The sequence below is a fragment of the Dactylosporangium sp. NPDC005555 genome (assembly GCF_040605635.1).
GTDB lineage: Bacteria > Actinomycetota > Actinomycetes > Mycobacteriales > Micromonosporaceae > Dactylosporangium.
This window is the reverse complement of the sequence record NZ_JBEXDG010000044.1, coordinates 39,903-64,134: the sequence shown is the minus strand read 5'-3', so window position 1 is coordinate 64,134 and position 24,232 is coordinate 39,903. Positions and strand designations below refer to the sequence as shown.

Annotated in this window: 23 protein-coding genes; 9 read left to right on the top strand and 14 right to left on the bottom strand. The window is 72.3% G+C overall.

Features of this window, described 5'->3' with window-relative positions:
• The first annotated feature begins 129 nt into the window (after positions 1 to 129).
• From ABZS58_RS36085 to ABZS58_RS36075, 3 genes are all read left to right on the top strand, one after another.
• A complete protein-coding gene (locus tag ABZS58_RS36085) occupies positions 130 to 261 on the top strand; it encodes a hypothetical protein (protein WP_354787756.1) in 132 nt (43 codons plus the stop codon).
• Between the two features lie 505 nt (positions 262 to 766).
• The gene (locus tag ABZS58_RS36080) at positions 767 to 3,514 is read left to right on the top strand and encodes an AAA family ATPase (protein WP_354787755.1); all 2,748 of its coding nucleotides are present in this window, start codon (positions 767 to 769) and stop codon (positions 3,512 to 3,514) included.
• A gap of 128 nt (positions 3,515 to 3,642) precedes the next feature.
• Positions 3,643 to 4,518 carry a diacylglycerol kinase family protein gene (locus ABZS58_RS36075; protein WP_354787754.1) on the top strand — a complete coding sequence of 292 codons (876 nt, stop codon included), beginning with the start codon at positions 3,643 to 3,645 and terminating at the stop codon, positions 4,516 to 4,518.
• A 196-nt stretch (positions 4,519 to 4,714) separates the two neighbouring features.
• Here the strand turns inward: ABZS58_RS36075 and ABZS58_RS36070 are convergent, their stop codons facing one another.
• The 10 genes from ABZS58_RS36070 to ABZS58_RS36025 form a co-directional block, all read right to left on the bottom strand.
• Entirely contained in the window at positions 4,715 to 6,088 is a 1,374-nt protein-coding gene (locus ABZS58_RS36070) for a nucleotide pyrophosphatase/phosphodiesterase family protein (RefSeq protein ID WP_354787753.1), read from the bottom strand.
• A 13-nt stretch (positions 6,089 to 6,101) separates the two neighbouring features.
• Positions 6,102 to 7,232: a metabolite traffic protein EboE gene (eboE, locus tag ABZS58_RS36065; protein ID WP_354787752.1), complete on the bottom strand. Its 1,131-nt coding sequence runs from the start codon at positions 7,230 to 7,232 to the stop codon at positions 6,102 to 6,104.
• Positions 7,232 to 8,083: a TatD family hydrolase gene (locus ABZS58_RS36060; RefSeq protein ID WP_354787751.1), complete on the bottom strand. Its 852-nt coding sequence runs from the start codon at positions 8,081 to 8,083 to the stop codon at positions 7,232 to 7,234. Before ABZS58_RS36060 ends, eboE begins: the two co-directional genes overlap by 1 nt.
• On the bottom strand, positions 8,083 to 8,679 hold the full coding sequence (locus ABZS58_RS36055; RefSeq protein WP_354787750.1) for an EboA domain-containing protein: 597 nt from the start codon (positions 8,677 to 8,679) through the stop codon (positions 8,083 to 8,085). Before ABZS58_RS36055 ends, ABZS58_RS36060 begins: the two co-directional genes overlap by 1 nt.
• Positions 8,676 to 9,536, bottom strand: a complete 861-nt coding sequence (locus ABZS58_RS36050; RefSeq protein ID WP_354787749.1) for a sugar phosphate isomerase/epimerase family protein — start codon at positions 9,534 to 9,536, stop codon at positions 8,676 to 8,678. Before ABZS58_RS36050 ends, ABZS58_RS36055 begins: the two co-directional genes overlap by 4 nt.
• The gene (locus ABZS58_RS36045; protein ID WP_354787748.1) at positions 9,533 to 10,396 is read right to left on the bottom strand and encodes an SCO3242 family prenyltransferase; all 864 of its coding nucleotides are present in this window, start codon (positions 10,394 to 10,396) and stop codon (positions 9,533 to 9,535) included. The genes ABZS58_RS36050 and ABZS58_RS36045 overlap by 4 nt, the downstream gene beginning before the upstream one ends.
• Positions 10,393 to 11,508 carry an inositol-3-phosphate synthase gene (locus ABZS58_RS36040; protein ID WP_354787747.1) on the bottom strand — a complete coding sequence of 372 codons (1,116 nt, stop codon included), beginning with the start codon at positions 11,506 to 11,508 and terminating at the stop codon, positions 10,393 to 10,395. Before ABZS58_RS36040 ends, ABZS58_RS36045 begins: the two co-directional genes overlap by 4 nt.
• A gap of 164 nt (positions 11,509 to 11,672) precedes the next feature.
• The gene (gene yidC, locus ABZS58_RS36035; RefSeq protein WP_354787746.1) at positions 11,673 to 12,257 is read right to left on the bottom strand and encodes a membrane protein insertase YidC; all 585 of its coding nucleotides are present in this window, start codon (positions 12,255 to 12,257) and stop codon (positions 11,673 to 11,675) included.
• 128 nt (positions 12,258 to 12,385) lie between these two features.
• A complete protein-coding gene (locus tag ABZS58_RS36030) occupies positions 12,386 to 12,655 on the bottom strand; it encodes a hypothetical protein (protein ID WP_354787745.1) in 270 nt (89 codons plus the stop codon).
• Positions 12,656 to 12,686: 31 nt separating this feature from the next.
• Positions 12,687 to 13,709, bottom strand: a complete 1,023-nt coding sequence (locus tag ABZS58_RS36025; RefSeq protein ID WP_354787744.1) for a GGDEF domain-containing protein — start codon at positions 13,707 to 13,709, stop codon at positions 12,687 to 12,689.
• A gap of 141 nt (positions 13,710 to 13,850) precedes the next feature.
• Here ABZS58_RS36025 and ABZS58_RS36020 point away from each other — a divergent pair, with 141 nt between their 5' ends.
• The 5 genes from ABZS58_RS36020 to ABZS58_RS36000 are packed head-to-tail and all read left to right on the top strand — an operon-like array spanning position 13,851 to position 18,697.
• Positions 13,851 to 14,807, top strand: a complete 957-nt coding sequence (locus tag ABZS58_RS36020) for an ABC transporter ATP-binding protein (protein ID WP_354787743.1) — start codon at positions 13,851 to 13,853, stop codon at positions 14,805 to 14,807.
• Positions 14,791 to 15,663 (top strand): ABC transporter permease, encoded by an 873-nt coding sequence (locus tag ABZS58_RS36015; RefSeq protein WP_354787742.1) that lies wholly within the window; start codon positions 14,791 to 14,793, stop codon positions 15,661 to 15,663. Before ABZS58_RS36020 ends, ABZS58_RS36015 begins: the two co-directional genes overlap by 17 nt.
• On the top strand, positions 15,663 to 16,574 hold the full coding sequence (locus ABZS58_RS36010) for an ABC transporter ATP-binding protein (RefSeq protein WP_354787741.1): 912 nt from the start codon (positions 15,663 to 15,665) through the stop codon (positions 16,572 to 16,574). Before ABZS58_RS36015 ends, ABZS58_RS36010 begins: the two co-directional genes overlap by 1 nt.
• Positions 16,574 to 17,287, top strand: coding sequence for an ABC transporter permease (locus ABZS58_RS36005; RefSeq protein WP_354787740.1), 714 nt, complete (start codon positions 16,574 to 16,576; stop codon positions 17,285 to 17,287). The genes ABZS58_RS36010 and ABZS58_RS36005 overlap by 1 nt, the downstream gene beginning before the upstream one ends.
• A 9-nt stretch (positions 17,288 to 17,296) precedes the next feature.
• On the top strand, positions 17,297 to 18,697 hold the full coding sequence (locus tag ABZS58_RS36000; protein WP_354787739.1) for an MFS transporter: 1,401 nt from the start codon (positions 17,297 to 17,299) through the stop codon (positions 18,695 to 18,697).
• On the opposite strand, the gene ABZS58_RS35995 is transcribed toward ABZS58_RS36000, so the two are convergent.
• Together ABZS58_RS35995 and ABZS58_RS35990 are read right to left on the bottom strand one after the other, a co-directional pair.
• The gene (locus ABZS58_RS35995; protein ID WP_354787738.1) at positions 18,657 to 19,412 is read right to left on the bottom strand and encodes a 3-ketoacyl-ACP reductase; all 756 of its coding nucleotides are present in this window, start codon (positions 19,410 to 19,412) and stop codon (positions 18,657 to 18,659) included. The two genes, ABZS58_RS36000 and ABZS58_RS35995, sit on opposite strands and share 41 nt — an antisense overlap.
• An 85-nt stretch (positions 19,413 to 19,497) precedes the next feature.
• Positions 19,498 to 20,832: a hypothetical protein gene (locus tag ABZS58_RS35990; RefSeq protein WP_354787737.1), complete on the bottom strand. Its 1,335-nt coding sequence runs from the start codon at positions 20,830 to 20,832 to the stop codon at positions 19,498 to 19,500.
• Between the two features lie 98 nt (positions 20,833 to 20,930).
• Between ABZS58_RS35990 and ABZS58_RS35985 the strand changes: the two genes are divergently transcribed.
• A complete protein-coding gene (locus tag ABZS58_RS35985) occupies positions 20,931 to 21,299 on the top strand; it encodes a hypothetical protein (protein ID WP_354787736.1) in 369 nt (122 codons plus the stop codon).
• A gap of 136 nt (positions 21,300 to 21,435) precedes the next feature.
• Here ABZS58_RS35985 and ABZS58_RS35980 read toward each other — a convergent pair whose 3' ends face one another.
• Together ABZS58_RS35980 and wecB are read right to left on the bottom strand one after the other, a co-directional pair.
• Complete coding sequence (locus ABZS58_RS35980; protein ID WP_354787735.1) at positions 21,436 to 23,037, bottom strand: polysaccharide deacetylase family protein; 1,602 nt, start codon at positions 23,035 to 23,037, stop codon at positions 21,436 to 21,438.
• A gap of 20 nt (positions 23,038 to 23,057) precedes the next feature.
• On the bottom strand, positions 23,058 to 24,227 hold the full coding sequence (gene wecB, locus ABZS58_RS35975; RefSeq protein WP_354787734.1) for a UDP-N-acetylglucosamine 2-epimerase (non-hydrolyzing): 1,170 nt from the start codon (positions 24,225 to 24,227) through the stop codon (positions 23,058 to 23,060).
• Positions 24,228 to 24,232: the final 5 nt, after the last annotated feature.

Sequence of the window (24,232 nt, the reverse complement as noted above, 5' to 3'; positions counted from 1 at the left end):
ACGTGTACGTAGGTCGGTCGCCCGGCCGACTACGTATGGGCGCCCGATGCGATTAGGTAAGTGTTACCGATGTTGCGCGGACCTTACCGCGCGACGATGGTGACACAACGATCGCAGAGGAGTCCCGCGATGAACGTCCACCCGATTCTCCTGACCGAGCTCGTCCGCCAGCGCCAGCTGCACATGCTCGACGAGGCCAAGCATTGGTCAAGCCGCGTGAAGCTGCGCCGCCGAGCGAGTCGCTCAGCCGCGGCCACCTGACGGCCCGCGACGCACCCGCAACACCCGCAGCCCCGGACGATCCGTGGCCTCGGCACCCACCTCCCTCCGGGTGCCGAGGCCGCTGGGCCGTCCGGGGCTGCAGTGCGTGCGGGGGGCGCGGGGGCGCGGGGGCGGGTTCCGGGCGCGGTGGCGGTGGCGGTGCGCGGGTGCCGGGCGCGGGCTTCGGGCGGGCGGATGACCGGCGTAGGTGCCGCGCCGTGACTAGGCCCGGAAACCGGCCTCTAGATATCGGCGCGACGGTCAAGATACGTAACAGGTACAGATGGAATCGGCTCCTTACACGGACAGGATGGAGACATCACCGGATGAAGGAGCCAGCCATGATGCACCCAGTGTTTCTCTTCGTGCAGGTCCAGCACCGCCAGGAAGACCTCCTCGGCCTGCACCGCAGGGCCAGGCGCGGCAGCGGGGACGACCGGCCGTGGTGGCGCAGGTCGCGTCCGTCACAGCCGTCGCACCGGCCGCCCGCCGGTAGGCTGGTGGCGTGCGGGCCAGCCGTAGCGGAGTGAGCCAGGTGATGGTCGGCCGCGACGACGAGCTGCGCAGGTTGCGCCGGCTCCTCGACGGGTCCGAGCCGTCCATCGCCATGCTCGGCGGAGAGCCGGGCATCGGCAAGAGCCGTCTGGTGCAGGAGCTGATCTCGGGGCTGCCCGGGACGGTGCCGGTGCTGGACGGCCAGGCCGATCCCGGCACGCTGAGCCGGCCGTTCGAGGTGCTGCTCGACGCGATCGACAGCTGCCACCGTTCCGCCGGGCTCGACCCCGGACTGCTCGTCACGGTCACCGACGCGTCCCGGTCCATGCTCGACCGGATCCAGGCCGGGCTGGAGATCGTGCGGCTGCTGACCACGGCGGGGCCGTCGGTGGTCGTGTTCGAGGACCTGCACTGGGCCGACTCGGAGAGCGTGGCGTTGTTCGAGCGGATCGCGGACCTGCCGGGCACGCGGCTGCTCGTCGGCACGTATCGTCCGGACGAGGTGACCCGCCGGCATCCCCTGGCCGACCTGCTGACCCGCCTCGAACGGCGGTACATGGTGACCAACGTGCGGCTGGAGCGGCTCAACCTCGCCGAGACGTCGCAGCTGCTCAAGTCCGTCACCGGCCGGCCGCCGGCCTACCGCACGGCGCTGTCGCTGCACAACCGCACGGGCGGCAACCCGTTCTTCCTCGAAGAGCTGATCAAGGCCAACGGCGACGAGGACCTCGACACGCTGTGCGACCGGCCGCTGCCGTGGAACGTCGCCGAGGCGCTGCGCCGCCAGCTCGACGACCTCGATCCAACCGAGAAACGCATCGTCGAGGCCGCCGCCGTGCTCGGCCGGAAGGTGCCGTTCGACCTGCTCGCGGCCGTGACCAGCCACAGTGAGCCCGAGCTCATCGACGCGCTGCGCGCCCTCGTGCGGCGCGGGCTGATGGTGGAGACCGGCGACGACGAGTTCAGCTTCCGGCACGCGCTGACCCGCGAGGCGCTGGTCGACGAGCTCCTCGCCCGGCAGCGCCGCCGCCTGCACGAGCTGGCCCTGGAGACGCTGCTGTCGACCGGCAGCAAGGACTACGCGCTCGTCGCGCACCACGCCCGCGGCGCGGGTCGCTACCTGGACATGGTCGAGGCCGCCCGGCGGGGGCTCACCAAGTATCTGGCGATGGGCTCGCCCTATCAGGCGCTGCAGCTGGCCGAGATGGGCCTCGACGAGCTGCCCGACGACGTGGAGCTGCTGTCGTGCGGCGCCCGCGCGGCCTGGCTCGCCGGGCTCCTCGACGACGCGCAGGAGCTCGGCCGGCGCTGGCTCGCCGCGGCCGGCACCGGCGACGAGCGCGCCGACGCGCTGCGCCTGCTCGTGCGGCTGAGCTGGGAGGTCGGCAGCAGCGGCAGCATGCAGGAGCGGGCCGAGGAGCTGCGCGCCGAGATCGAGCACCTCGGCGACGGGCCCGCGAAGGCGTATGCGTACGCGGCGATCGCCCAGGCGTACATGCTGATGGACAACACCGAGTGCGCCATCGAATGGGCGGACAAGGCGATCGGCCTCGGCGAGCGGCTCGGCCTGCCGGGCGTGTGGCTGGCCGGCAAGGTCGAGAAGGGCTCCGCGCTCGTCAACTTCGCCGCGGGCGTCGACGACGGCGTCAAGCTGCTCAACGAGGCGGCGCAGGAGGCCGAGCAGGCGGGGGAGTGGCTGCTCGCCGCGAGGTCGCTCAACAACCTGTACAACCTGCTGCCGGGCGGCCCGGCGGACTGGGCCGCGGCGCTGGAGCGGATGCGCACGTTCGCGGAGCGGGCCGGGTTCGAGTCCCTGGCCGTCGCCGCGTACTTCCAGGGTCGCGCCCGGCTCGCGGTGCAGGAGGGCAACCTCGGCGGCGCGCTCGCCGAGCTCGAGTCGGCCCGGCGCCGCGACCGCGGCCTGCTGCGCACCCGCAACGGCATCGACTACCACGGCGTGTTCTTCGCCGGCCTGCTCCTCGAGGCCGGTGAGCTCGACCGCGCGGACACCGTCATCCGCGGCATGGTGGAGGCGACCGACACGTACACGATGCTGACCCAGACCTCCGTGCCCGGCCTGCAGTTCCACCTCGTCGCCCGGCGCGGGCAGACCGAACAGGCCCGCGAGCTGCTCCGCGCGGTCCTCGACGCGGTCCGCGTCACCGGGGTCACCGGCCGCGACTTCGCCCACGACCTCATCTCCGCCGGCCTCGTCGGCGGTCTCGGCGTCGAGGAGCTGCGCCCCGTCACCGCCGCGATCGACGACCCCTTCTTCGACGACGCCTGGCGGTGGCTCGCCGACGCGCAGATCGCCGAGGCCGCCGGCGACCACGCGGCAGCGCTCACCGGATACCGGCGCTCCGTCGCCGAGCCGTCCATGCTCCTGCCCGCCACGAAGGGTTCCGGTCACGTCGGCGCCGCCCGGTGCCTGCTCGCCCTCGGCGACCTCGACGGCGCCCGCCAGCACATCCGCGCCGCCGAGCCGCTGCTGGCCCGCTGGGCGGGGTGGCGGGTGGCGGAGCTGTCAGCGCTGCGTGGGCGGCTCGGCCTCGGCACCCCCGTCGCCGGCGACCAGGCCCTGACCCCGCGGGAGCGGGAGGTGGCGGTGCTGCTCGCCGAGGGCCTGACGAACGCGGAGCTGGCCCGCCGCCTGTACATCTCCCCCCGGACCGCCGCCGTCCACGTCTCCAACATCCTGAGCAAGCTCAACCTCGAGTCCCGCACCCAGATCGCCGCCTGGGTCAAAGCCGGCAGCTGACCCCGCCACCGCGTCGAAGGCCCCGGCGGTGGCGGGCATGAGGGATCGACGGGCGTGCGGATGTCGGCCCGGGAGTGGTGGGCACGCGCCGGTCGGCGGGGGTGGGCCGTGCGCCGTATCGTGAGCGGGTGCTGGTTGTCACGAACGAGCTCGCCGGGCGGACCGAGGCCGAAGCGGTCGAGGCGGTCCTCGACGTGCTGCGCGAGGCCGGTGAGGTCGAGACGGTCACCTGCGGCGACGAGGGCGACATCGACAGGATCCTCGACGCGCGTGGCGGGCGCAGGCTGGTCGTCGTCGGTGGGGACGGGTCGCTGCACACGATGGTCGGTGCGCTGCTGCGGCGTGGGGAGGCGGGCACCTGCGAGGTGGCCCTGATCCCGCTCGGCACCGGCAACGACTTCGCGCGCGGCGTGGGCATCCCTGTCGACGACCTGGCGGCGGCCGCCAGGATCGCGGCCGGTGGCACCGCCCGCCCGACGGATCTGATCGTCGGCGACGGTGGTGGGGTCGTCATCAACGCCGTTCACGTCGGTGCCGGGGCGGAGGCGGCGCTGAAGGCGAAGCCGTTGAAGAAGCTGTTGAAGATCGCGGCGTTCCCGATCGGCGCGGTGCTCGCGGGGTTCACGGCGCGGGGGTGGCGGCTGCGGGTCACCGTCGACGGTGCGGTCGTGGCGCGTGGGCGGCGGCGGGTGCTGATGGCGGGGCTGTCCAACGCGCCGACGATCGCCGGGGGCACCGGTGAGCTCGGCCCCGGCGCCGACCCGACCGACGGGTTCGCCGACGTCACCGTGTCGTTCGCCGTCGGGCCCTTCGCCCGGGTCGGTTACGCCCTCGCCCTGCGCAAGGGTCGTCACCCCGGCCGCGAGGACGTCGCCCACCTGCGCGGCCGCGACGTGCGCATCGAGGGCGACCCGTTCCACGTCAACGCCGACGGTGAGCTGACCGGACCGTTCCGGGCCCGCCGCTGGACGGTCGCGGAGGGCGCCTGGCTCCTCGTCCGCTGAGGCGGACGGCGGCGGAGCCAGACGCCGAGGCGCGAAGCAGCCGGACCGTCAGGAGAGGCCGCCGAGGCGCGAAGCAGCCGGACCGTCAGGAGAGGCCGCCGAGGCGCGAAGCAGCCGGACCGTCAGGAGAGGCCGCCAAGGCGCGAAGCGGCCGGACCGTCAGGAGAGGCCGCCAAGGCGCGAAGCGGCCGGACCGTCAGGAGAGGCCGGCGAGGCGCAGCAGCAGCCCCTTCACCTCTGTCGCGTCGACCGACTCCAGGCTCAGTGACGGGTCGTTGCACAGCCAGACGGGCCCGTCGTCCACAGTGGACGGCATGAGACCGTGGGAGCCCTTGACCGCCTTGGCTCCGGCGTCCAGGCCGACGACGCTCATCATGTACCGCATCCCGAGCTTCTTGCGTGCCAGGGCCAGGCCTGCCCGGGCCTTCGCCGCGCCCGGTGCGGCCGGGTCGAAGAGGAGCTCCGCCGGGTCGTACCCGGGCTTGCGGTGGATCTCCACCAGCTGCGCGAAGTCCGGCTTGCGGGCGTCGTCGAGCCAGTAGTAGTAGGTGAACCACGCGTCGGGCTCGGCCAGCAGGACGAGCTCACCGGCCCGCTCGTGGTCGAGGCCGGCGCGCTGCTTGCCGGCCGCGTCGAGGACCTCGCCGACGCCCGGCAGGCCCGCGCACAGCTTCTGCACCACCGGCAGGTCCGCGGCGTCGCGGACGTAGACGTGCGCGATCTGGTGGTCGGAGACCGCGAACGCCCGCGACGTCCACGGGTCCAGGTATTCCATCCCGTCCTGGGTGTAGACGTTGAGCAGTCCTTCGGCGCGCAGGAGCCGGTTGACGTCGACGGGCCGGCTCGCGTCGGTGATGCCGTACTCCGAGAGGACGACGACGGTCACGCCCCGCACGGCGGCGGCGGCCAGCAGCGGGGCGACGACGTTGTCCAGCTCGGCGGCGGCCGCGGCGGCCTGCGGCGAGGACGGGCCGAAGCGCTGCAGGTCGTAGTCGAGGTGCGGCAGGTACACCAGGGTCAGGTCCGGCGACTTCTCGACCATGATCTGCTCGGCGGCCTTCGCGATCCACGCCGAGGAGGGGATGCCCGCGCCGGGCCCCCAGTAGGTGAAGAGCGGGAAATCGCCCAGGCGGGACGTCAGCTCGTCGTGCAGCGCGGGCGGGAACGTGTAGCAGTCCGGCTCCTTGCGCCCGTCGGCGTAGTAGACGGGGCGCGGGGTGACGGTCCAGTCGACGTCGGCGCCCATCGCGTACCACCAGCAGACGTTCGCGACCGTGTAGCCGGGCTCGGCACGGCGGGCGGCGTGCCACAGCTTGTCGCCGCCGACGAGCGCGTTGTGCTGCCGCCACAGGAAGATCTCGCCGAGGTCCCGGAAGTACCAGCCGTTGCCGACGATCCCGTGGTCGGACGGCAGTGCCCCGGTCAGGAACGTCGATTGCACGGAGCAGGTGACCGCGGGGAGGACAGGCTTCAGCGGCACGGTGGCGCCGACGGCCGACAGGCGCGGCATGTGCTCCAGCAGTCTGGGCGTCAGCCCGACCACGTCGAGGACCAGCAAAGGCTTGCTCATCAGGGCTCCAGCGTCATGAGACGGTCTTCAGACCGAGGTCGTGCAGGATGTCGCGGGCGTACGCGAGCTCGGCCGCCATGCCCGCGGCGAGCTGCGAGGGTCCGGTGGGGCGCTGGGACTCCGGCAGGACGCCCCAGGTGTACGTCTCGACCTCGAGATGGTCGCAGCCGGCGACGGGCCCGCCGAGCAGCGCCGCGAGACCGGCCCGCAGCACGCCGGTGGTCGCCTGCAGCGGCGGCTCGGGCGAGGCGTGCAGCGGCACGTGGTAGTGCACCCGCCACGGCCCGTCGGCGCCGCTTTCGAGGGCCTCGTCGAGGTCGTCGAACGACGCCGCGCAGCCGCGGGAGCGGGTCTGGTGCATGAACCGCGGCTCCACGTAGGAGGCGAGCGCGGGTGCCGTCGGGTCGTCGACGGACAGCGCCGCCGACACCTGGATCTTCACCACGGGCAGCCCGGCGCGGGTGAGCCGCTGCACCGCGGTGACCGGGTCCTCCCAGGCGCAGGCGAGGTGTGCAAGGTCCATGCAGACCCCGAGGTACCTGGGATCGACGCGGGACAGGTGCACGGTCGCCTGGAGGGTGTTCTCGATGACGCAGCCGGGCTCCGGCTCGAACGCGACCCGGACCGGCCGCTCCAGGAACGACAGCCCGTAGGCGAGCTGGTCCAGGGCCCGGTTGACGGCGGCGACCTGCGGCCCGTCCCACGGGTCGCGCCAGCCCAGCGGCAGCGTGGAGATCGAGCCCCGCACAGCGTCGTCGGGCAGCAGGTCCACCAGGATCCGGGCGAGGTCCATCGTGTACCGCAGCCGCCGGGGGTCGGCCCAGTCCGGCAGGTAGACGGCCTTCTTCACGACCGGCGCCTGGAACGCCTCGTACGGGAAGCCGTTGAGGGTGACGACCTCCAGGCCGCGCGTGTCCAGTTCGCGGCGGAACCGCCGCCGCAACGCGGGGTCGCCCGCGAGCGAGGCCGCCACATCGGCGGCGAGCCACAGCCCGAGGCCGAGCACCGGGGTGTCCAGGGCAGACCTGACCCGCGCCGCGTAGACATCGAGTTGCGTGATGATGCCCGGGAGGTCCTCCGCGGGGTGGACGTTGGTCCCGTAGGCCAGGTGGACCACCTGGCCGTCGGGGTGCCGCAGCCGCATCAGGACCCGCCGCGGAGGATCGAGTTCCCCTCGAACGTGGCGTCGACATCGAGCAGGTCCGAGACGTCGAGACGCTTCGACTGGCCGTAGAACTCGACGGGGTTGCGCCACAGCACCCGGTCGACGTCGTCGGAGGTGAACCCCGCCTCCAGCATCGCCTCGCCGGTCCGCAGCGTCAGCAGCGGGTCGGAGCGGCCCCAGTCGGCGGCGGAGTTGACCAGGACCCGGTCCAGGCCGTGCTCCCGCAGGATCGAGACCATCCGCGACGGCGTCATCTTCGTGTCGGGGTAGATCGAGAAGCCCATCCAGCAGCCGCTCTCGGCGACCCGCGCGACGGTGACCTCGTTGAGGTGGTCGACGACGACACGGCCCGGGTCGATGCCGGACTCGCGGACGACGGCGATGGTCCGGTCGGTGCCGCGGGCCTTGTCGCGGTGCGGCGTGTGCACCATCGCCGGCAGGTCATGGGCAACGGCCAGGGCGAGCTGCGCGGCGAACACCTCGTCCTCCTCCGGCGTCATCGAGTCGTAGCCGATCTCGCCGACCGCGACGACGCCGTCCTTCTCCAGGTACCGCGGCAGCACCGACAGCACCTCGCGGCACCGCGGGTCGTTTGCCTCTTTCGGGTTGAGCGCGATCGTGCAGTGGTGCCGGATGCCGAACTGCGAGGCCCGGAACGGCTCCCACCCGACGAGGGAGTCGAAGTAGTCGGTGAACGAGCCGACGCTGGTGCGCGGCTGCCCGAGCCAGAACGCCGGCTCGACGAGGGCGCGCACGCCGGCGGCGGCCATCCGCTCGTAGTCGTCGGTGGTGCGGGACGTCATGTGGATGTGCGGGTCGAAGATGCGCATCACGAAACCTTTTCCTGGAGGCGGTGCAGCAGCGCGGTGGCGTCGTCGGCGACGGCGCGACCGGCGGCGTGCCGCTCCTCGACGAGCCCGGCGAGCATGGTGGCGAGCTCCGCGTCGGCGCGCGTGTCGAGGTCGGCGACGCCGTCCAGGGGCAGGCCCATGAAGACGGCCTTGAGCACGCCCTGCCGCCACGCGGCGTCGGGCAGGCCCGCGGCGGCCGGGCCGAGCGCGGCCGCGACGAGCCGGGTGTCGTTGGTGCGCAACGCGTCCAGCAGGAGCCCTTGGAAAAAGTCCTGGGCGGGCAGCAGCGGCAGAGCCCGCAGGACGGCCCGCTTCTCCGCGGCGTCGCCGTAGCGGTACAGGGGCTCCACCTCGGTCGCCACGGCTGGGTCCGGCAGCCGGGTCAGCAGCAGGACGCGGGCCGCGTCGTCGACGGTCCAGCCGGGCAGCCCGGTGAGGGCCCACCGCCCGCAGCGGCGGCCGGCGGCGGGGAACAGCCGGCCGATCGCGGACGGCTGGCGGGCCACGGTCTCGCACGCGGTGTCGAGCCACACCGTGTCCGTCAGCTCGGCGGTGAGGGAGTCGTACAGGTTCATGGCACCTCCTGGAATCGGTCCAGTGACTGCGCTTCGGCGGCGCGCAGGAAGGCGAGGGAGTCGCGGGCGACGGCCGGCGCGGCGTGGCTGTGCCGGGGGAGCTCGACGGCGACGAGGCCGCCGTAGTCGGTGTCGTTGAGGGCGCGCAGCACGGCGGGGAAGTCGACCTCGCCGGTGCCGAACTCGAGGTGCTCGTGGACGCCGCGGCGCATGTCGTCGATCTGCACGTTGACGAGCCACCCGGCGACCCGGCGCACGCAGTCCTCGGCGGGGATCGGCTCCAGGCACCGGCAGTGGCCGATGTCGAGGGTCAGTCCGAAGTGGACGGGCGCACCGAGGTCGGCGCGCAGCCGCTCCCAGTCGTCGATGCACTCCACCAGCATCCCGGGCTCCGGCTCGAAGCCGAGCATCATCTCGGCGGCCTCGGCGGCGGCGAGGACCTCGGCGCAGCCGGTGACGAGCCGCCGCCACGCGAGGTCCGGCGGGAGGTCGGCCGGGCGGACCCCGGCCCAGAAGCTGACGGCCTCCGCGCCGAGGTCGGTGCCGATCCGCACGGCCCGGCTGAGGAAGTCGATCCGCGCCGTGGGGTCGTCGTCGAGCAGGGTCGGCGCGTGCTTGTGCCACGGGTCGAGCAGGAAGCGGGCGCCGGTCTCGATGACGACGCCGAGGCCGAGCTCGCCGAGGCGGTGGCCGAGCGCCCGGACGTGCCGCCACAGGTTGCTGTCGAACGGGTCCAGGTGATGGTGGTCGAGGGTGAGTGCCACGCCGGTGTAGCCGAGCTCGGCGATGACGGTCAGCGCGTCGTCGAGGCGGTGGTTGCTGAAGCCGTTCGTCCCGTACCCGAACCGCAGGCTCATGTCGGCGACAGCCGCTTCGCGAGGTGCCGGCCGAGCGGCGCGGCGGCCGCGACGGCGATCCCGGCGAGGGGTGCGCCGGCCCGGGCGATGAGCGCGCCCTGCAGCGTCGGCAGGTTGACGATCCCGGCGCCGACGGACGCCCGGATGTTGCCCGCGGTCGGTTTCTCCAGGGCCTTCAGCTGCGCCTCGCCGTAGCGTTTCGCGTACCAGCCGGACAGCGCGGCGGGAATCCAGGACCAGCGGCCGACCGGCCGGCCGGGCAGTGCCGCCGAGACGGCCACCGCGGCGGATCCGGCGAGGGTGGCCGCCGGCAGCGACGGCGTGGCGCCGTGGACCTCCGCTCTGGACAGGGCGGTCACGGTGTACGTGTGGGCGAAGACCGTCGCCGCGGGGTAGGCGGCCGTCCGCAGCCGACCGCCGCTCGCGCCGAGCAGCACGTCGAGCGCCCGGCAGGCGGCCATCGCGGCGGGCCCCGCCGGGGTGTTCTTGAGTTTCAGGTCGTAGGCCCAGACGGCGCCGGCGAGCGGCACCGCGACGGCGAGGGCACGCCGGCCGCCGGCCAGCCCGGCGAGGGCGACCCCGGCGGCGGTCAGCCCGGCCGCGACCCCGAACGCGGTCCCCGGCGTGATGCGGCCCGAGGGGATCGGGCGTTCGGGGCGTTCGGTGGCGTCCAGGTCGCGGTCGGCCCAGTCGTTGGCGGCCATGCCCGCCCAGTACAGCAGGACCGACGACCCGGCGAGGGCAGGGGTGCGTGCCCCGAGGGTCCCCGCGGCCGCGGCGCCGGCGACGACGTCCCCGGGCACGCTGAGCGCCGCCGGGGCACGGACCAGCTCCGCCAGGGTCTTCCAGTCGGGCCTCACAGCGACCGTACAAACGTCGCGAGGGCCTCGAACTGCGCGCCCAGGGCGTGGTCGACCTGGCCGAGCGGGTCCTTGAAGAAGAACGCGAGCTCGGTCAGCGGCCCCGACCGTCCGGCCGTGTGCGCCGCCGCCGTGAGCCGGGCCAGGTCCAGCACCAGGGGCGCGGCCAGGGCCGAGTCGCAGCCGTGCCAGGTGAACTCCATGCGCATCGGCGTGCCGAGGAACCCGGCGAACGTGATCAGGTCCCAGGCGGTCTTGAAGTCGCCGATGTCGGGCACGTATTCGATGCGGGTGTGCCCGTCGGGCTGGTAGCCGAGGGTCTCGCTGAGCACCCGCTGCTTGCTGGCGGACTTGGCCGCGTTGGCGGCCGGCTCGGCGAGGGTCGCGCCGTCGCCGCCGCCCAGCAGGTTGGTCCCGGACCAGGACTTCACCCGAAGGTTGCGCATCGCGAACATCGGCGCGAGCACCGACTTGATGAGCGTCTCGCCGGTCTTCCCGTCATGACCGGCATAAGCGACATTCCGTAGAAGTGCCAGCTCGTGCAGGGCGGGCAGGCGGGCGCCGGTCGACGGGGTGAAGTCGACGAACGAGCAGCCCGCCTCGAACGCCGCATACGCCATGAGCGAGCTCGGCGGGAGGGTGTCGAGCGCGTCCCGCAGCGCCTCCAGCGACGCGTGCGCGGGGTGCGGCGCCGCGGCGGCCTCGGTGGAGGCGACGTTGACGACCACGACCCGCTCGAGGTTGTGCCGCCGCCGGAAGTCCAGCAGGTCGGCGGTGATGGCGGCGGCGACCTCGGCCGCGGTGCCGTGCGGCAGCGGACGGATCTCCTCGTCCACCGCCGTCAGCTCCGGGTGCAGGCCGGCGACCAGCCGGGCGGGCACGACCCCGGCGTCGGCCAGGGCCTCCGCCTTCTTCGCCACGCAGATGGTGGCGACGTCGTGGCCGCCGAAGACGAGGTCGCCGAACCCGGGCAGTGCGTCGCTGCGCAGCACGGGATGTTCGGTGACACAACCGATCGGCTCGGTGAGCCCGGCGCGCACAGCGGCAGCACCGACGATGCTGGTGACGGCGACAGAACCGCGCGCGCCTACCAGCCACACACCCGTTTGCACCGGGCCCTCCCAAATGGCGGTTGGAGTTTGTGTGACGACCTTGTGGGCGACATCACCCGACTGTCGCTGAGTTGGGAGCGTAGAACTCGCCGACTCCTTCCGCCAGTGCCAACCGAACTTTTCTACAAACCAAAAAAACTTTCCGCGCTTGCGTGCAAAAGGTGTCAGCGCCGGGCGACGGCGCGTTCGACGGCGGTCCACAACCCGGACGTGACCAGGTAGATCCCGGCGGCCACGGGGGTGATCGCGGCGAACGCCACGGTCCCGAACGACAGCGCCCGGACGAAGCCCGGCGAACCCTCGGGCAGCTGCCGCACGTTCCAGCCGGCGATGGCGGCGAGCGCGGCGACGATCAGCCAGCCGGCGAGGGCGGCCGGGTGGTCGAGCAGCTTGACGGTCAGGTCGGTGCCGAGCAGGGTGTGGCCGCGGACCGCGTCACCGGTGAACTCGCGGTACAGCAGCCAGACGACGGGCGCCTGGGCCAGCATCGGCAGGATGCCCGCGAGGGGGCCCGAGCCCTCGGCACGCATGAGCGCGGTGGTCTGCTCGGCGAGGACGACCGGGTCCTTGGCGTGCTGCTCCCGCAGCTTCGTCAGCTGCGGGGCGAGCCTGGCGCGGACCTTCTCCGCGCGGTACGCCCGCAGGCTCAGCGGCAGCAGGGCGGCCCGGACGGTGAGGGTGGCGATGACGATGGCGGCGGCGACCGACCCGGTGGAGGAGGCGAGCAGGACGAGGACATGGTGCAGCACGACAGGAGCCCTTCGGCTTGGACGCGCGCAGGCGCCGGCCGCCGCACGGCGCGCACGGCGGAGCCGCACGGCGGGGCAGGGCAGGAGGAGCGCGCGGAGATGGACGAGCGGGAGTCAGGAAGGAGGGACTACCGCTGTCCGGGCGCGCGGGGGCGCGGCCGTCCGGCCGCGTCGGGGTCCATGGCGCGGGTCGGCTGCGCCCGCCGGGACCGGGCCCGCGCCGGGACGGGCACGGCCCGCCGCGGCGCCGTGGGCGCACCGGTGAGCAGGCGCGCCGCGAGGACGATCGCGAGCGCGGCGAGGACCGCTGTCGCCACGGCGACGGCGTCGGCCGACGAGGTCACCGAGGACGTCACGGATGACCATGCGGCGAGGAGGGTGGTCAGCGACCACGACATGGCACCGAGGATACGCCACCACGCGGCCGGCTCACATGGCGTGGGCGGCCGGCCGGCGGTTCGCCTTCTCGCGGTACATCTCGGCGTCGGCGGCCCGCATCATGTCGTCCAGGGTCCCGCCGGTCGCCGTCGTCACGCCGATGCTGGCGTCGATCTGGACGAACCGCCCGTCGAGGCGGATGGGGGCGATCAGCGCGAACCGCAGCCGTGCCGCCACCTCCGCGGCGTCGTCGGCGGTCGTGCCGGGCAGCAGGACGACGAACTCGTCGCCGCCGAGCCTGGCGACCAGGTCGCCGTCGCGGGCGTGCGCGCGCAGCCGGGCACCGACGACCCGCAGTAGCTCGTCGCCGGCCGCGTGGCCGAGCGTGTCGTTGACGGCCTTGAAGCCGTCGAGGTCCAGGACGAGCACCGACGCGGGGGCACCGGGCGCCAGACCCGTACGGGTGTACTCGTCGAGCAGGTTGCGGTTGCCCAGGCCGGTCAGCGGGTCGTGCAGCGCCTGCTGGCGCAGCTCCGCGCGGGCCTCGCCGAGCTGGCGCATATGGGTGCGGTGGCCGCGCGACAGCAGGCCGGCCAGGACGGCGACGACCAGGTGCAGGGCCGGGGCCAGGGTGACCCATTCGCTGGGCAGCTGCCGGCCGGTGAGCGGCTCGGCCCAGACGAACATGGCGACGCAGCTCAGGGACGTCGCGAGCCAGGTGAGCAGGGCGCCGGTGAGCTGGTTGCGGAATGCGCCGACGACGATGGGGATGACGAAGATCGGCCACAGGGTGACGTCGGTGTACAGGATCGTGCCCATGACCGCGCCGATGGTGGTCGCGGTGTCCAGCGTCACCAGGACCGCGCTCGTCCGCGGATAGGTGATCTGTCCGACGCTGCGCAGCGCGTGCCAGGCGAGGACGTTGGTGAGTGCGAGGGGCACCGCCCACAGCATGAGCGTGTTCGGCACCGGGAGCAGCACCACGGTGCACACGACCCACAGCACGGAGCCGAACCGGCTGATCAGTCCGGCCCACTCGATGCTGCGCCGGAAACGGAGCAGGGGCAGGTCCACGCCCCAATGTCGACCGCCCGTAACCGAACCTGAGAAGGATCTGAGCCAACCTGAGGAGAATCTCAGGTTGAACCCCTAGGTGACGGCTTTCAGGTGCGTTCCGGATAGTCCTGGGGGTTCACGGTCCGTAAGGTCGGCGTCGTGGCACTCATCGAGACGCGTGCGCTGACGAAGCGCTACGGAGGTGGCGTCACCGCGCTGTCGGAACTGACATTGGCGGTGGAGCCCGGGATCATCGGGCTGGTCGGCGCGAACGGCGCCGGCAAGTCCACATTCATCAAAATCATGCTCGGGCTTCTCCAGCCGTCCGGCGGCGAGCTGCGGGTCCTCGAGCTCGATCCGACGACGCAGTCCGTGGAGGTGCGGCAGCGCGTCGGGTACATGCCCGAGCACGACTGCCTGCCCAGCGAGACGTCGGCGGCCGAGTACGTGACGCACCTGGCGCGGATGAGCGGCCTGCCCGCCAACGCCGCCCGGGAGCGGGCCTCCGAGGCGCTGCGGCACGTCGGGCTCTACGAGGAGCGGTACCGCCAGATCGGCGGCTACTCGACCGGCATGAAGCAGCGGGTCAAGCTGGCCCAGGCGCTCGCGCACGACCCGGACCTGCTGCTGCTGGACGAGCCGACCAACGGCCTCGACCCGGCCGGCCGGGACGCGATGCTGGAGCTGGTGCACCGCATCGGCACCGAGTTCGGCATCTCGATCGTCGTGTGCTCGCACCTGCTCGGCGAGGTCGAGCGGATCTGCACGTCGCTGATCGCGATCGAGGGCGGCAAACTGCTGCGCTCCGCGACCGTGTCGGACATGACGACCAGCCGCGACGTGCTCACCGTCGAGGTGAGCGAGGGCGTCGAGCTGCTCATCGCCCGCCTCGCCGAGCAGGGCCTGCCGGTGACCCGCGACGGCGCCGCGCTCATGGTGCCGATGGACAGCGACGACGTGTACGACCGCATCCTCGTCGCGGTCGCCGAGCTGGACCTGCCCCTGCACCGCCTCGACCAGCGCCGCCACCGCGTCGCTGAACTCTTCCAAACCCCATCGGTGACCGGACCGGCCGGACCGGCAGCACAGGAGGTCGGCCATGGCGCAGCCAACTAGCGTCATCCATGACATCGGCTACCAGCGCTACAAAGGCCCCAGGCTGGGCCGCGGGTACGCCAACCGCTCCCTGTACGAGCAGAGCATGCGCACCGCGTTCGGCATCGGCCGGGGCGCCAAGGCGAAGATCTTCCCGTGGCTGGTGATCGGCATCGCGCTCAGCGTCGCCGTCATCGAGATCGCGGTCCGGTCGCTCACCGACCAGTCGTTCATCAGCTACCGCGGGTTCGCGGCGACCATCTCGTTCCCGGTGATGCTGTTCCTCGCCATCGTCGCGCCCGAGCTGGTCTCCCGTGACCTGCGGGACCGCACGCTGCCGCTGTACTTCAGCCGGCCCCTGGCCCGCACCGACTACGCCCTGACGAAGTACGCCGCGCTGGCCACCGTGGTCCTGCTGCTGCTCGCCGTGCCGCAGCTGCTCATCTACGTCGGCGCGGTCTTCACCCGTACCGACGGATTCTCCGGCGCCATGAAGGAGCTCGGCGACATGGGCCCGGGCCTCGGCGGCGCGGTCATCCGGTCGCTGATCCTGGCCGCGATCGCGCTGCTCGTCGCGTCGCTGACCGGCCGGCGGGCGTTCGCGGCGGCGTTCATCGTCGGCGTGTTCATCATCACCGCGCCGATGGTCGGCATCCTCAACGTCATCGGCGGCGAGGGCAGCGCGCTGGCCGGCCTCTCGTTCATCGTCAACCCGATGACCCTGCTCATCGGGGTCGAACAGTGGATCTTCGGTACGCCGGACAACGACGCGATGCCGATCGGCGACTACGGTCCCGCCTACCTCGTCGCCGTCCTCGTCCTGCTCGCCGGCTGCGTCTCGCTCCTGCTCCTGCGTTACCGGAAGGTGGCCGCCTGATGGGCACCGTCGACCTGCAGCACGTGTCGCGCTGGTACGGCAACGTCGTCGCCGTCAACGACGTGACGATGACCCTCGGCCCGGGGGTGACGGGCCTGCTCGGCCCGAACGGCGCCGGCAAGACCACGCTGCTGCACATGATGTCGGGGTTCCTGGCCCCGTCGAAGGGCACGCTCACCGTCGACGGCGCGCCGTCGTGGCGCAACCCCGACGTGTACCGCACCCTCGGCCTCGTCAGCGAGCGCGAGGCCGTGCACGGGTTCCTCTCCGGCAAGGAGTTCGTGGTCGCCAGCGCGAAGCTGTTCCGCCTCGCGAACCCGGAGGAGGCCGCCCGCCGCGCCCTGGCGCTGGTGGAGATGGAGCCGGCGCAGGACCGCCGCATCGACACCTACAGCAAGGGCATGCGGCAGCGGATCCGGGTCGCGGCCGCGCTCGTGCACGACCCGGGGGTGCTGCTGCTGGACGAGCCGTTCAACGGCATGGACCCGCGCCAGCGTTTCCACATGATGGACCTGCTGCACAAGATGGGCGACGACGGCCGCACCGTGCTGTTCTCCTCGCACATCCTGGAGGAGGTCGAGCAGGTCTCCGGCACCGTCCAGGTGATGGTCGCCGGCCGGCTCGCCGCCTCCGGCGACTTCCGCACCATCCGCCGGCTGATGACCAACCGGCCGCACGTGTTCTCGATCCGCTCCAGCGACGACCGCCGCCTGGCGGTGGCGCTGATCGGCGAGGCGTCCGTCGCGGGTGTCGACCTCGACACGACGGGCCTGCAGGTCCGGGCGTCCGACTACGGCACGTTCACCCGTGCGCTGCCCCGTATCGCGCTCAAGGAGGGCGTGCGGGTGCGGCAACTGCTGCCCGCCGACGAGTCCCTGGAAAGCGTCTTCTCCTACCTGGTGGGTGCCTGATGAATCCGACCATCGCCCGCATCACGCTGCGCGGCCTGCTCGGTCGCCGCCGGATCTGGCTGCTCGTGCCGCTGCCGGTCATCCTCATCGGCTTCGCCTGGGCGGCCCGCGCGTTCGGCGAGCCGCCGGTCAGCTGGGGCGAGCCCGTCATCGTCGGGCTCGGCTTCACCGCCGTGCTCCCGGTCATCGCGCTCATCGTCGGCACCGGCGTCCTCGGCTCCGAGATCGACGACGGCACGATCACCCACATCCTGTCCAAGCCGCTGCCGCGCTCCGAGATCGTGTTCACGAAGCTGTTCGTCGCCGTCGGTGTCACCGGCGGGTTCGCCGGGGTGCCGCTGTTCGTCTGCGGCCTGCTCGCCGACTCGGTGCCGCTCGCGTTCGCGCTCGTCGTCGGCGCGTTCGTCGGAGCCCTCGCGTATTCGGCGCTGTTCCTCGCGATCAGCGTCATCACCCGCCGCCCGGTGCTGCTCGGTCTGGTGTACGTGGTGCTGTGGGAGGGCCTGCTCGGCAACCTGCTGTCCGGGACGGCGAAGCTCAGCATCCAGCAGTACGTGCAGACGATCGTCGACTGGCTCGCCCCGACCGACGTGCTCGCCGGGACGGTGTCGGTGCCGGTGAGCTTCGTGATGGCCGGCGTGTTCACCGTCGGGATGACGGCGCTCGCCGTGCAGAAGCTGCGCACGTTCGCCGTCGCGGGCGAGACGGGCTAACGTCCGCACGTGAACTTCCACCGCGTGTACAGCGTCGCCGTCTTCATCGTGCTGGCGTCGCTGGACAACGTGGCGATCAGCCTGGTGCCGCCGCTCTACTCGCCGATCAGCCGCTCCCTCGGCGTCGGCGAGGGAGCGCTCGGCGTGGTGACCGCGGTCGGGTATCTCGTGACCGCGGTCGCCGCCGTCGGCTGGGCGTACGCCGGCGACCGCACCGACCGGAAACCGGTCCTCATGGCCGGCACCCTCATCTGGTCCGCCGGCACGTACGGCACCGTCCTCGCCGGCGGCTACTGGACGTTCCTCGCCGCGCAGCTCGTCGCGGCCGTCGGCCTCGGCGCGGTCGGCTCGGTCGGGTTCTCCGTCGTCAGCGACCTCATCTCGCCCCGCCGCCGCGGCCTCGTGATGAGCCTGTGGGGGTTGTCGCAGGGCGTCGGCACCCTCGCCGGGGTCCTCGTCGCCAGCCAGCTCGGCGGCGCGGACTGGCGGCGCCCGTTCGAGGTCCTCGCCGTCCTCGGGATCCTCGCCTCCGCCGCGTACTTCACGACCGCCGACATCCGCCGCGGGCAGAGCGAACCGGACCTCGCCGCGGTCTTCGCCGCCGGGGAGGAGTACGAGCACCGCATCTCCCGCGGCGACCTGCCCGGCATCATCGCCCGCCGCACCAACGTGTGGCTGATCCTGCAGGGGCTCACCGCGCAGGCCGCGTTCGGGTCCCTGGTGTGGCTGCCGCGGCTGTTCCAGGCGAAGGCGGAGGCGCAGGGCTACGACGAGTCGACCGCCATCGCGATCGGCGGCATCCTCGCCACCCTCTTCCAGCTCGGCGGCGTGCTGTCGGTCGTCGGCGGGCTGATCGGCGACCGCTGGCAGCGGCGCGACCCCGGCGGCCGGGCGAAGGTCGCCGCGATCGGGATCCTCGCCGGGGTGCCGCTGTACGTGGTGCTGTTCTTCGCCCCGCTGACCCTCCCGGCGCCCGACGGCCGGTCGGCGACGATCCTGGTCGTCGAGGCGCTGTTCACGACGCCGAGCCTCCTGGCCGCGTTCCTGTGCGCGCTGCTGGCCCTGGCCCTGACGTCGGCGAACTCGCCGAACTGGTTCGCGCTCATCGCCGACGTCAACCCGCCCGAGCACCGCGGGACCGTGTACTCACTGGGGAACCTCGTCAACGGCGTCGGCCGGGCGGCCGGCAACGGGCTCGTCGGGGCGGTGTTCGCGGCGCTCGCGCGCAGCTTCCCGCCGCCGACGAACCTCGCCGTCGGACTCGCCGCCTTCCAGGTGTTCTTCATCCCGACCGGCGTCATGTACTGGCTCGCGTCCCGCACCGCCCCGGCGGACATCGGGGCGGTGCATGCGTTGCTCCGGGAGCGCGCTACAGAGTCCGTAGATGAAATCCCCCGTCCACGTCGATGACCTGGCCGGTGGAGAACGGCAGCAGGTCCGTCGCGATCGCCACCACCGCCCGGCCGACGTCCTCGGGGGTGCCCCAGCGCCGGATCGGCGTGACCCCCTCCTCAAGGATGAGTTTGTCGTACTTGCCCTGCACGGCACTTGTCATGTCGGTGGCGATGATGCCGGGCCGGACCTCGAACACGGTGATGCCGTGCTCGGCCAGGCGCGCCGCGAACAGTTTCGTCATCATGCCGAGGCCGGCCTTCGTCACGCAGTAGTCGCCGCGGTTGACGCTCGCCGTGTACGCGCTCATCGACGAGATCGTGACGATCCTGCCCTGGACGCCGGCGTCGACCATCCGGCGCGCGACCTGCTGGGTGAGGAAGTACGGTCCCTTGAGGTTGATGCCGACCAGACGGTCGAAGGACTCCTCGGTCGCCTCCAGGAGGTCCGCGCGGACCGACGGGGCCACGCCCGCGTTGTTGACGAGCAGGTCGATCCCGCCGAACGCGTCGTGCGCCTCCCGCACGAGCCGTGCACGGTCCCCGGCGTCGCCGACGTCCGCGCGGACGAGGGCGGCCCGCGCGCCGCGCCGCTCGATCTCCGCGGCGGTCTCCGCGGCGGCGGCCAGGTTGGAGGCGTAGTTCACGACCACGTCGAAGCCGGCGCCCGCCAGGGCGAGGGCGATGCCCCGCCCGATGCCGCGGGAGGCGCCGGTGACGAGTGCGGCGCTCATGCCGCCACCTTCCGCTGCGCTCCAGGCGTCGGCCTGAGCTCAAACTGATCCGATGGTGAGCGGCCCGAGCCGCTTCGCTGGCCGCTCACTCGGCACCGCCGAAGAACGTGTAGTAGGGGCCGTCGACGAGCCGGCCGAGGTACAGCGCCAGCTCCCGCAGGTGGTAGTCGCCCCACATGCTGGACTCGCCGTTCGGCACCGATTGGCCGGGCGCAACGTGGTCCCAGCCGTTCGGCCGGTGGTAGACGGAGTGCAGCAGCAGCCCCTCGTGCCGCGGGTCCACCGACAGGTAGGGCTCGGCCAGCAAGGTCCTTGCAACGGTCAGTCCTGCCTGGGTGTAGCGCTCCTCGCCGGTCGCGTGGCCGAGCCGCAGCAGGCCCTGCGCGGCGATCGCGGCGGCGCTGGAGTCGACGGGCTCGAACGCGTTGAACGGGTCGGCGGGCGCGTCCACGTCCAGGTGCACCAGGCCGGGCGCGCCCGTGTCCCAGTAGGGGATCCCGTCGGCGGGGGAGTGCTCGATGTAGAAGTCGCACGTGGCCTGCGCGGTCGTGCGGAGCAGGTCGGACCGCTCGGACCCGTCGGTCCCCTCGGACCCGCAGAACTCCAGCAGCTCCGCGAAGCCGAGCATCGCCCACGCCAGTCCGCGGGTCCACGTGGAGAACGGCGAGTAGCCCTGCTGCGTGCTCGGCGCCCGGAAACGCCCGTCGTTGACGTTGAACAGCGCCTCGTGCACCGTGCGGCCCCGGACGTCGTACACGTCGCGGCCCTCGCCGAAGTAGACGTTGTGCCTCGCGGTGCTCTCCGCGTGCCGGGTGAGCCGCTCCAGGAGGTCGACCCGCTCGTCGTGCTCGCCCATGAGGACGTGCCCGAGCCGGTGCGCGACGGCGAGGGACCGGCAGGAGCGGATCGTGTCGACGAACAGCGACTGCGGCCCGTTGAACGAGTAGATGTAGCCGCCGCCGTCCGCGGTCCTGCTCCAGCGGGCCGCCTGCACGGCGCCGCTGACCTTCAGTGCCAGCTCCGCCGCGGTGAGGTCCTCCTCGCCGGCGCGGCCCTCGAGGATGAGGCGGCGCAGCGTCCCGTACGTGCTGACGTTGTTGAACCCGTGGTCGTGCACGCCGATGTGGCTGACGTGCGGCGCCATCACCCCGAACGTGTGCCGGCGGCCCTGCTCGAAGAAGTGCCGGTCGCCGGTCGCGTCGAACTGCAGCAGCGCCGAACCCACCTGGAACCCTTGCGTCCACTCGGTCCAGCCGCGCGCGGTGTAGCGCCCGTCGACGGTGAACACGGGCGCTCCCTGCTCGCCGCCCGGCGGGCAGGACGCGTCGATCGCGTCGATCTTCCCTGCGGACAGCTCCCACATCCGGGCGACCGCGGGCAGCAGATCCTTGGGCGCGAGCCCGTCATCGATGCGCAACATGGGCAGAGGATAACGGGAAAGCGCTTTCCTGAGAACCCCGCGCGGACCGCTTTCGTGACCCCGGGGCGACGGTGGTCCGCTTCGTGGCAGGATGGCGCGTGATGGACGCGACCGCTGTTGAGGAAGTCACCGATCGCTGGGTCGCGGCCTGGACCACCGGCCGCACCAGCACTCTGTTCACGTTGCTCGCCGCCGGCGCCCGCGTCGAGTCCAACCTCGACCCCGACGGCGACTTCATCGAGAAGCTCACCGGTTACGCCGCCGCCCTGACGGCCGTGTCGGTCTTCTCCCGCACCGTGATCGACCTGCGGGTCGCGCTCGTCTACGACTGCGCCGTGGACGCCGAGCGGTTCCGGCTCGCCGAGTTCCTGGTGCTGACGGAGTCCGGCCTGATCGCCGAGGTCCGCCGGGTCTACGACCTGTATGCCGTCGAGCGCCTCATGCCCGACCTGTTGCTGGAGACCTGAGGCACCCGGCCTGCACCTCGGTTGCTCCGGGTCGCGGCTGCCGTGAGGGGCGCCGGCGCCGTACCGTTGTGTGCGGCGGGAGACAGTGCAAAGCCGGGCCCCCGAAGGGACCCGGCCGGTTGACAACTCAATCAGGTCAGGACATCGCCGCCGCGGAGACGAAGGTGTAGCCCAGGCCCTGGATGCCTTCCACGGTCTGCTTCAGGTAGCCGGTGCCGAGGTAGGGGTGGTAGAAGAAGCTCGCCACGCCGTCGCGGACCGCCAGGTTGGTCTTCGCGTTCGCGATCAGGTCGGCGGGCAGGACCGCCGGGTGCTGGTTGAACGGCTCGGGCTCGATGTTGCCGATGTTCTCCGGGATGACGGTCGAGCCGTAGACGTCGCGGACCGTGTAGGGGAAGAACTGCCCGACCATGTGCGCGGTGCTGTTGTCGACGGTGCCGCCGGACAGCACGCCCGGGAAGTACAGGCCACGCTCGTAGCGGACGCCGACGAGGGTGTTGATCGTCTTGTAGTCCAGAGCGCTCGCCGCGTAGTGCGGGAACTCGAAGATGGTCGGCTGCTTGAGGCCGGCGAGGGCCCAGTCGGCGCGGGAGGCCAGGACGCGGGCGGTGACGTTGGCCGCCGAGTCGTTCTTGACCGGACCGTCGTAGATGACGGCGTCGTTGGCGTCGACGTGCGCCATGAAGAACTCGAAGTCGTTGGCGCTGACGCCGTCGTACGGGTTGTCGATCGCGTCGAGCTGGTGCGTGTACCCGTGCTGCAGCAGGGTGCCGCCCTTGCTCTGCATGTACTTCAGGGCGCTGACCACCAGTGGCCGCTGGCGCAGTGTGTAGTCCTCGGCCTTGCCATTGTTGTTCACGCCTTTCGGGTCGCGGTAGCGGCTGTAGACGGCGACGGTGAAGGGGACCTTCCTGCTCGACAGGTAGTCGGCGATGGCGCGCAGCTCGGCAGGGTCGGCGTCCGGGCCGACGTCCTCGATGCGGACCAGGGCGCGGTGCCGCGCGGCGGTCTGCGGTGCGAGCACCGAGTAGAGCAGGTCGGAGAAGGCGAGGTAGCGGTCGTTGGAGGTGATGTACGACAGCGGGATCTCACCGAGGTAGGTCAGGTTGCCGGACCGGATGCCCCACGGGAAGGTGGTGCCGTCGGCGCGGACCGCGGTGCCGACGGGGACGGCCTTCGCCGGGTCGGAGATGACGTAGTCCATGATGCCGCCGCCGTTGCGCACGTCGCGGGTCATCGTGGTGCCGTTGTACTCGACCTGCGACACGGGGGAGGTGTCGTAGCCCTTCCAGGTGTAGCCGTACTTGGCGACGAAGTCCGCGGAGCGGGCCGTCAGCTGCCAGATGTTGTTGTACATCCACAGCACCGGCTTGGTGCCCGCGAGGGTGTCGTCGAGGAACGCGGCCGGCAGCGGCTCGTCGTAGGTGGAGCCGACGTAGACGACGGCGGAGTAGGCGGACATCTCACCGGCCTTGTAGGCGCCGACCGGGTGCGCGGTCCAGGACCCGAAGTGGGAGACGAGGTTCGTCGCCATCGTGCCGTAGTCCTCGCCGAGCCACGAGTACGGGCCGGTGTTGTCGTAGAGGACGAGCGTCTTCGTCGCGGCGTTGGAGCCGGGGGCGCCGGTGCCGGAGCGGGTCGCGGTGGGCGCGGCGGCGAAGGCCTGGGTGGCCGGCACGGTGAGGGCGAGCGACGCGGCCACGGTGACGGCTGCGAGCGAACTGATCAGCTTGCGCATGTCGGTACGAGATCCCTAACTCAGACGGAGACGGTGGTCGGCATGGGGGCGGGGTGCGTGGCGAGCCCGAGCATCGCGGCGACGGCCTGTTCGGTGCGCTGCGAGGCGAGACCGTCGCCGTAGGGGTTGCCGTTGGCGGTCATCGACTCGCGCAGGACCGGGTCGTCGAGCAGCCGGGCGGCCTCGGCGACGATCAGGTCCTCATCCGTGCCGACGAGCTTGGCGCAACCCGCGTGCAGCGACTCGACGCGCTCGGTGACCTCACGCAGGACCAGGGCCGGCACCTTGAACGACGGCGCCTCCTCCTGGATGCCGCCGGAGTCGGTGAGCGTCAGGTACGCCCGCGACAGCAGCCGGGCGAGGGCCGGGTAGGGCAGCGGGTCGGTGACCGTCACCCGCGGCACCCCGGCGAGGCCGGCCTCGACCTGGGCGCGGACCGCCGGGTTGGCGTGCGCCGGCAGGACCACCCGGATGTCCGGGTACGCCTCGATCAGCCGGCGCACCGCGGAGAGGATCCGGTCCAGGGGCTCGCCCCAGGACTCGCGGCGGTGTGCGGTCACCAGCACCACGCGGGCCCGGCCGTGCTCGGCGGCGTCCACCGCGGCGGCGATGCGGGCGTCCTCGAACGGCAGCGCCTTGCCGGCGATCTCCAGCGCCGCGTCGACGACCGTGTTGCCGGTGATGAGGACGTTGGCCGGGGCGACGCTCTCGTCGAGCAGGTTCGTCGCGGCGAGGGCCGTCGGCGCCAGGTGCAGCGCGGCGAGCTGGCCGACGAGCTTGCGGTTGGCCTCCTCCGGGAAGGGCGAGTCCAGGTCGCCGGAGCGCAGCCCCGCTTCCAGGTGCACGACCGGGATGCGCCGCCAGAACGCGGCCATGGCGCCGGCGAGCGTCGTGGTGGTGTCGCCCTGCACGACGACCGCGGCCGGCCTGCGCTCCTCCAGGAGGGCGTCGAGTTGCTTGATCATCTCGGTGAGGAGCTCGGGCTGGCTGCCGGTGACCCGCCGCAGCGGCAGCGTCACGTCGGCCTGGACCTCGAACGCGTCGAGCGCCTGGGTCACCATCGTCGGGTGCTGCCCGCTGGCGACCAGCACCGGGGTGAGCCGGCCGGCGGCACGCATCGCGGCGGCGACGGGCGCCAGCTTGATGGCCTCGGGACGGGTACCGGCGATGAGGAAGACTTCGGGAGACATTTGCA